Annotated in this window: 6 protein-coding genes; 3 read left to right on the forward strand and 3 right to left on the reverse strand. The window is 72.3% G+C overall.

The genetic code is table 11. The annotated features are described in order from the left end of the window. Window positions 1-253 precede the first annotated feature (253 nt). Entirely contained in the window at window positions 254-1,327 is a 1,074-nt protein-coding gene (locus OUY22_RS34710; protein WP_270159543.1) for an AI-2E family transporter, read from the forward strand. Here OUY22_RS34710 and OUY22_RS34715 read toward each other — a convergent pair. After that, a complete protein-coding gene (locus OUY22_RS34715; RefSeq protein ID WP_270159544.1) occupies window positions 1,284-1,994 on the reverse strand; it encodes a helix-turn-helix transcriptional regulator in 711 nt (236 codons plus the stop codon). The two genes, OUY22_RS34710 and OUY22_RS34715, sit on opposite strands and share 44 nt — an antisense overlap. 117 nt (window positions 1,995-2,111) lie before the next feature. Continuing rightward, window positions 2,112-2,966 carry a prenyltransferase/squalene oxidase repeat-containing protein gene (locus OUY22_RS34720; RefSeq protein ID WP_270159545.1) on the reverse strand — a complete coding sequence of 285 codons (855 nt, stop codon included), beginning with the start codon at window positions 2,964-2,966 and terminating at the stop codon, window positions 2,112-2,114. Window positions 2,967-3,310: 344 nt separating this feature from the next. Between OUY22_RS34720 and erm the strand changes: the two genes are divergently transcribed. Then, window positions 3,311-4,039: an ErmE/ErmH/ErmO/ErmR family 23S rRNA (adenine(2058)-N(6))-methyltransferase gene (gene erm, locus OUY22_RS34725; protein WP_270159546.1), complete on the forward strand. Its 729-nt coding sequence runs from the start codon at window positions 3,311-3,313 to the stop codon at window positions 4,037-4,039. Here erm and OUY22_RS34730 read toward each other — a convergent pair. Further along, window positions 4,028-5,401: a hypothetical protein gene (locus OUY22_RS34730; RefSeq protein ID WP_270159548.1), complete on the reverse strand. Its 1,374-nt coding sequence runs from the start codon at window positions 5,399-5,401 to the stop codon at window positions 4,028-4,030. The genes erm and OUY22_RS34730 overlap by 12 nt on opposite strands. Before the next feature lie 116 nt (window positions 5,402-5,517). On the opposite strand from OUY22_RS34730, the gene OUY22_RS34735 reads away from it, so the two are divergent. After that, window positions 5,518-7,108, forward strand: a 1,591-nt coding sequence (locus OUY22_RS34735) for a molybdopterin-dependent oxidoreductase (RefSeq protein WP_270159549.1), incomplete at its 3' end; no start/stop codon positions are given.

Consider the following 7,108-nt stretch of genomic DNA (forward strand, 5'->3'; position numbering starts at 1 on the left):
TTACTCCAAACTTCCGTCCTTGTCCAATTGGACGCCGACCGAGATCAGAGAGAAGAGGGGGCGTCGGCACGAGGCCGACTGGACGGCTTCGCCGCTCCCGCGAGGGGGCGGCTTCTCGCCACCCTCTGCCGAGGGAGGCGACGGGCAGGCCGTGCCCGTTCGGAACACGGAGAACTGTATGGACGGCTCCCGCAGTCGTCAAATCGAACCGTTCACGCCGGTGTCACCCAGGCGACACGGGTACGTACGGTGCGTGAGGCAGCCTCTCGTACCTCGAGCGCTCATCGTCCTGGTAGGCATCGCCGGGGCGCTGATCGTGCTGTTCGGCCTGCGGGAAGTCGCGTCACTCGCCGGTCCGTTCGTGCTGGCGCTGGTGCTGGTCATCGCCGTGTCGCCGGTGCGCGGGTGGCTGCTCAGGGTCGGGGCGCCGCAATGGGTCCAGGTCGCGGTGCCCTTCCTCATCCTGGTGCTGGTCCTCCTGGGCATGGCCGGTGTGCTCTCGGTCACGGCGTTGCAGCTCAGTGAGCTCGCCCCCGCGTACGCCGGCCGGTTCGAGAAGCTGATCGCCGACGGGCGGGCCTTCGCGATCGAGCACGGCGTCAGCAACGAGCAACTCGACCGGGCCGTCGCCAGCTTCGACCCGGGACGCGTGATCGAGATCGCGCAGAGCCTCCTCGGCGGAGTGATCGGCGTGTTCTCCGCCCTGTTCCTCATCTTCGTCCTGCTGCTGGCGATGTGCTTGGACGCGCCCGCCACGTCCCGCGTTCTGCGCTCCGGGGAGGGCAGGAGCGCCGCCCTGGTGGAGGCGCTGGGCCGGTTCGCGCGCAAGACGCGCCGCTACCTGATCGTGTCGACCGTGTTCGGGGTGATCAACGCGATCCTCAACGTGATCGCGCTCTACCTCATCGGCGTGCCGTTGCCGCTTCTGTGGGGAGTGCTCGCCCTGATCGCGAACTACATCCCCAACATCGGCTTCGTCATCGCCCTGCTCCCACCGGCCATGCTCGCCCTGCTGGACGGCGGGCTGAACGAGATGGTGCTGGTCATCGTGGCGTACGTGATCGCCAACGTGGTGACGCAGTCGCTCCTTCTGCCGAAGTTCCTCGGTGACGCGGTGGGGCTGTCGACGACGATGACGTTCCTGTCGCTCATCGTGTGGACCTTCGTGCTCGGGCCCCTGGGAGCCATCCTGGCCATTCCGCTGAGCCTGCTGGCCAAGGCGCTGCTCATCGACAGCGATCCGTCGGCGGCGTGGGCGGGGGCGCTGATCTCCAACCGGCCGATCACGCCACGAGCCGGCTCAGCGTCACACCGCTCAGACGCTTGACGTCGTGGGACAGGTGGGCCTGGTCGGTGTAGCCGGCGGTCGCGGCCACGTCGGCGAGCGGGACGCCTGACCGGGCCAGGCGCAGGGCACGCTGGAAGCGGACGATGCGCTGCAGCGTCTTGGGCGCGTACCCGAAGCTCGCGACGCTCCTGCGGTGGAGCTGGCGCTCGCTCAGCCCCAGCTCCCACGCGACCTCGCGGACGCCGCGGCCCCGGGCGAGCGCGGCGGCGACGGCGGGGGCGGCCGGGTCGGAGGGCGGGGTGCGGCGCAACCGGTCGGCGACGGCGGCGATCAGCACCCGCATGAGATCGGGAGAGTCGCCGCACAGATCGCCACCCGTGGCGATCTGTGCGGTGAGCAGGGCGGGGAAGACGTCGAGCACGGGCAGCGGCACGCGCTGGTCGCGCAGCTCGGGCACCGGGACGCCGAACACCTCGCCCACCGCGCCGGGTCTGAAGCGGATGCCGGTGAAGGTGTCGCCGCGCTCCATCCGCGTGGGCACAGGGCCGGTGTCGGGGCCCGCCACGAAGGGGCCGGACGGACCCCAGATGAGGTCGACGCACCCGTCCGGCACCACGAGCTGGGGGCGGTCGTCCTCACTCACGTGCCGCCACAGGCAGGCGATCCGCCCGGACAGCGCGGGAGGCGGCGACCACTCGACGTACATACCTCCACGCTACGCCTGCGCCCTGACAGAAACCCCGCCACACAACCCCGCCACACAACGCCGCCGCACAACGCCCCCGCAAGCACGAGCGAGAACAAGCCGCACAACCAGCCGGCGTCAGGCGGGTAGGCGGTCGTAGGCGCGCAGCGTCTTGAGGCGTTCGACCGTGAGGAAGCCGCCCCATTCGTGCTCCACCAGCGGCGTCCACATCGGCCAGTTCGGGTGCCAGCCGCCCTCCTCCGACTGGGCCGCCGCCAGGGCGTCCAGGTGCCGGGCGAGCACGTCCTCCGTGAACAGAGGCAGCCGCAGCGGGCGCGGGGCGAAGTCCAGCGGGAAGTGGGCCTCGCCGGAAGCGCCGGGGTCGAGGGCGACCGTGTCCAGGATCGCGTCCCTGAGCCGGTCGAACTCCGCCCCGGCCCGCTCCCGGTCGTCCACCAGGTCGAGGAAGGTGACGATGGCGCGGGCCTCGTACGGGGTCGTCTTGTCGACGGCGGCGATGCGCGTCCAGCAGAAGTCGGTGGCAGGGCCGCGCCACGGGTGGTCGACGCCGTGCGCGTGCAGCAGGCCGGCGAGCGAGGCGGTGGGGATGAGGTGAGCCGGGGAGCCGTCAGCGGGCTCCCACCAGGGCGCCTTCGGCGCCTCCCGGACGGTGGGAAGGCAGAAGGGGACGCCGCCGTCCGGGGTGGTGATGGAGAGCAGGTAGTCGCAGGCGGAGCGGACCATGGGGTCGGCGAAGGCGTCCAGTTCGTCCAGGATCCAGAAGGCGACCTCGACCGGTTCAGGCTGGCTGGCGGCGCCGCGCAGGTCGGGTTCGAGCGCGTGGCCGAAGCCGCCGTCGGGGTTCTGGTAGCAGCGCAGGACGTCCAGGACGCGATCGCGCGAGCCGCCCGTGAAAAGGGCCTCGAAGCGGAGCCGGTCGAGGAGCCTGGCGTGGTTGAGCAGGTAGTGGTGTGCCCGTCGGAGTACGTCCATGAGGCCGACGCTACCGAGGCCGCCCCGCCGGGCACTTGTAGGAATCGGACGCATCGCGCGGATTTAACCGGTTGCCGCGGGTCACGGCCGCTCCGTACCGTCGGCCGCATGCAATGTTCTTGCTTCTTCACGATCCGCATCCGCAGCGGCCGGCCTCTGGCCCGCTAGCGGACGCGACCGTTTGAGCGCGTTCCGCGGCGCGCCCGGGGCCTTCGAGCATCCCATCGACTCGAGGACCCGGAAGGGCAGCTGTGGCGCAGGACTACGCGCACGGAAATCATTCACACACGCAGAAGAAGGCCAGGAGCTCGGGCGCCCGCACGCCCAGAGACAGGGCGAGACGCGTGCTCTCCCAGAACTTCCTGGCCGACAGGCACGCCCTGGAGCTGGTGGTCAAGGCCGCCGACCCGGAGGGCCTGGTGCTGGAGCCCGGCGCCGGCGAGGGCGTGCTGACGTTCGCGCTGGCCGAGGCCGGGGCGCGGGTGATCGGCTACGAGATCGACCCGAGACTCGCCGGACTGCTCAGGTCGCGCACCCGCGACGATCCGCGCGTCGAGGTGGTGCGCGGCGACTTCGCCTCGGCCCGCCCGCCGGGCGAGCCGTTCGCGGTGGTCGGCAACATCCCGTACTCGGTCACGTCGCGGATCGTGGACTGGTGCCTGCGGGCGCGGTCGCTGACCTCGGCGACGCTGGTCACCCAGCTGGAGTACGCCCGCAAGCGGACCGGCGACTACGGCCGGTGGAGCCTGGTCACGGTGGAGTCGTGGCCGTGGTTCCACTGGCGGATGGGCCACCGGATCGGCCGGGAGTGCTTCCGGCCGGTCCCGTCGGTCGACTCGGCGATCCTGCGGATCGAACGCAGGCCGCGGCCGCTGGTCGGCTCGGGGCGGGACTGGCAGCGGCTGGTGGAGCTGGGCTTCAGCGGGGTGGGCGGGTCGCTGCGCGCCTCGCTCAGGACCCGCTACGGCGGGGTGGACGCCGCCCTGGCCGCCGCCGGGGTGGCGCGGGACGCCGTCGTGGGTCACGTCCACCCCGACCAGTGGCTCACGGTGTACGAGCGGCTAGACCTGTGAGGTGAGGCGGGCCGGGTCCGTCGGAACGGCGGGCCCGGCCGGCTCGTGCTCCGGCGGCCTGCGCCGGCCCCACGGCATGGCGGCGAGCAGGACCGGAAGCAGCACGATCGAGGCCCGCGACCAGTCCTGGTGCAGCAGCCACCAGTCCATGTCCTTGTACTGGGTCATGTAGAGGTAGCCGTAGCCGGCCCACAGCGACACCCCGATGATCGCCGGCCAGGCGAACCGGGTGGGCCTGGCGACCAGGAACGGCATGAACCACAGCAGGTACTGGGCGCCCAGCCGGGGCGTGACCACCATGAAGATCAGCAGGATGGCCAGCGTCATGTCGATCGGGTCGGCCCGCCACCAGATGACGATCGCGGCGGCGACGCAGGCGTAGATCAGGTAGGTGCCGATGGTCGCCAGGTCGGCGCGGAGCGCCCAGTCGCCGCCGGTGAAGTGGGGAGTCCAGCCCCACTCGCCGACGATCGGGCGGATGGCCCGGATGGTGTCGATGACCTCGGGGATCTGGTTGATCGAGGTGCCGGCGAAGACCGGCAGCGTCACCAGGAAGAAGATCGGCACCGCGCCCGTGCACAGCAGCGCCACAATCCGGGAGCGGAGCTGCGGCAGGAGCAGCAGCATGCCCGGGACCAGCCAGATCGGCCAGCTCTTGGCGCACAGCGCCAGCCCCATGAGCAGGCCGGCGTAGGCGCCGCGCTTGAGCGCAGCCCGGTCGCCCTCGGCCGGCCTCAGCGCCTGCCCGAGCGTGCGCAGCGCCCACCCGGGGAGGCCGGCCCAGCCGTGGCCGGCCAGCGCCCCGCGGGTCACGGCGACCACGTCCGTCCTGGGGAGCGGGGCGCCGGGACCGCGGGCGACGACGAACGCGGCGACCCCGAACACCAGCGCCACCGGCTCGACCTGGCCATGGAGGCAGGCCACCATCAGCGCGATCGGGTTGAGCGCGTACTGGAAGGCGCGCAGCGACGCCTTCGGCCCGCCGGCGAGCTTGGCCACCAGCGGGATGAGCACGATGTCGGCGACCACGGTGACGATCCGGCCGGTGTACTCCCACGGGATGCCCAGCCACAGCAGGATGCCGTACATGTAGGGGATCGTCGGCAGGAAGTGCCAGCCGCCCTTGCTGGCCAGGACCGGGTCCTCGCCGTTGAGCACGGCCTCGCCCGCCGGTTTGAAGCTGTTGACGAAGTCGACCGGCTGGTGGGCGTCGCCCGCGGCGGTGAACATCAGCACGACGCGGACCACGACGCCGACGAGCAGGGCGGCCCAGAGCGGCGGTCGCCAGTCACGCCATTGGGCGATCAGCGCGAGCGCGAGGCCGGCGGCGAGGATGACGGCTGTCGGGAATGCAGTTTCCATGGCGGGACCTAGATTGCCCTACGCCCTTCGGCGCTGCCACACGGGTTCTGTTTCTAATCTCCGACATGCGGGGTCGTAAGGCGTCAGAACATGACCGTCTGTGCTGAACTTTTCGCATGGGGGGATCGGAAGTCAACCAGGCGCTGGTGAGGCTCTATTTCGAGGCGCGCGAAGGGCGGCGCGACCCGGTCGCGGCCTGGGCGGAACTCACAGCGAACTCTGAGGTTTACCGGCAGGCGCGGGGCGGCCGGCGGGTTCCCCTGGACGACGGTACGGCGGCCGAGCTGGCCGCCGCGGCGATCGTGCACACCGCGTCGGAGCACGGCTCGGACCAGGTGGCGGCGCTGTCGACCGCGCCGCTGGCCGGGCTGGTGGGCGGGCTGGGCGGCGCGGTGCTGACCGAGCAGTCGAGCGCGCCCGGGCAGTTGCTCGGCCCGCGGTTCCGCGGGCCGAGGCCGCAGGACTGGGCGGATGCCGCGTATGTGCTGCTCTGGGGGGAGAACAACAGGAACGTGCGCGCGCCCGGCTCGCCGTGGGTGATCGCCGGCCGCTACAAGGGGCAGAAGGTGGTGGCCATCGGCACGCACCCGACGCGGCTGTCGGACGAGACGCTGGTGGTGCGGCCCGGCACGGACGGCGCGCTGGCCATGGCGGTCGGCCACGTGCTGCTCAAGGAGTTCTTCCTGGACCGGCCCGCGTTCGCCGAGCACGCGATGGCCGGCACCGACCTGCCGGCGCTGGTGCGGCTGCGCGAGCTGGAGGACGGGCTGGTGCCCGGCGGGATGCTGGGCCGCGCCGCCGGTCAGCTCAGCCTGTACGGGGGCGACGGGGTCACGGCGGCGGAGGTGCTGCTGCCGCGTTTCGACGTGGGGCCGGGCGTGCTGCGCCGCGGCGTGCCGGCGGTGCGCGACGGCGAGGACCTGGTGACGACCGTGTTCGACCTGCTGCTCGCGGTGTACGGACTGCCCCGGCCCGGCCTGCCGGGCAACTGGCCGGAGGGCTACGACGACCGGGCCGCCCCGTACACGCCGGGCTGGCAGGAGGCGCACACCGGGGTGGCGGCGTCGCGGGCGCTGAAGCTGGCCAGGGAGCTGGGCGTCACGGCGGAGAAGACGGGCGGGCGGTGCGTGGTGGTGCCGGGCTGGCTGGACACGCCGCACGCCGACACCGCCTACCGGGCGATGCTGGCGCTGCTGGTGCTCACCGGCTGCCGTCACGGGTGGGCGCAGCCGTCGGGCGGCGCGGGCGTGCCGCTCGTGCCGTACCTGGTGTTGCACGCCTGCGGCGAGGACCGGTCGGACCTGGGGGCGCTGAGCTGGGCGCTGGCCGACGGGCTGTTCGACCGGCGGACGTCGCGGGCGGTGCTGCTGGACGCGGTGCGCGGCGGGCTGCCGATGGCGCCGCCGCCGCGGGTGCTGGCGCTGCCGCGGTGGATCTATCCGCTGCCGCCGCAGGTGGATCTGCTGATCGGGCCGGACGACCGGTGCGACCTGGCCGTGCCGGACTCCCGGCTGGTCGCCGACATGGTGGCGAAGCTGTCGGACGTCCAGGTGGAGCCGGGCGGCGAGGAGCCGGAGCCGGGCGAGCACGCGATGCGGACGGTGGTGGACCACGCCTGGATGTACGAGTACGGGGAGGCGCTGCCGGTGTACCGGCCGCCGGGGGTGGGGGTGCCGCTCAAGCCCACCCAGCTGGTGCGGGTGGGCG

Origin of the sequence: Nonomuraea corallina, assembly GCF_027620315.1 — a bacterium.
Taxonomy (GTDB): domain Bacteria; phylum Actinomycetota; class Actinomycetes; order Streptosporangiales; family Streptosporangiaceae; genus Nonomuraea; species Nonomuraea corallina.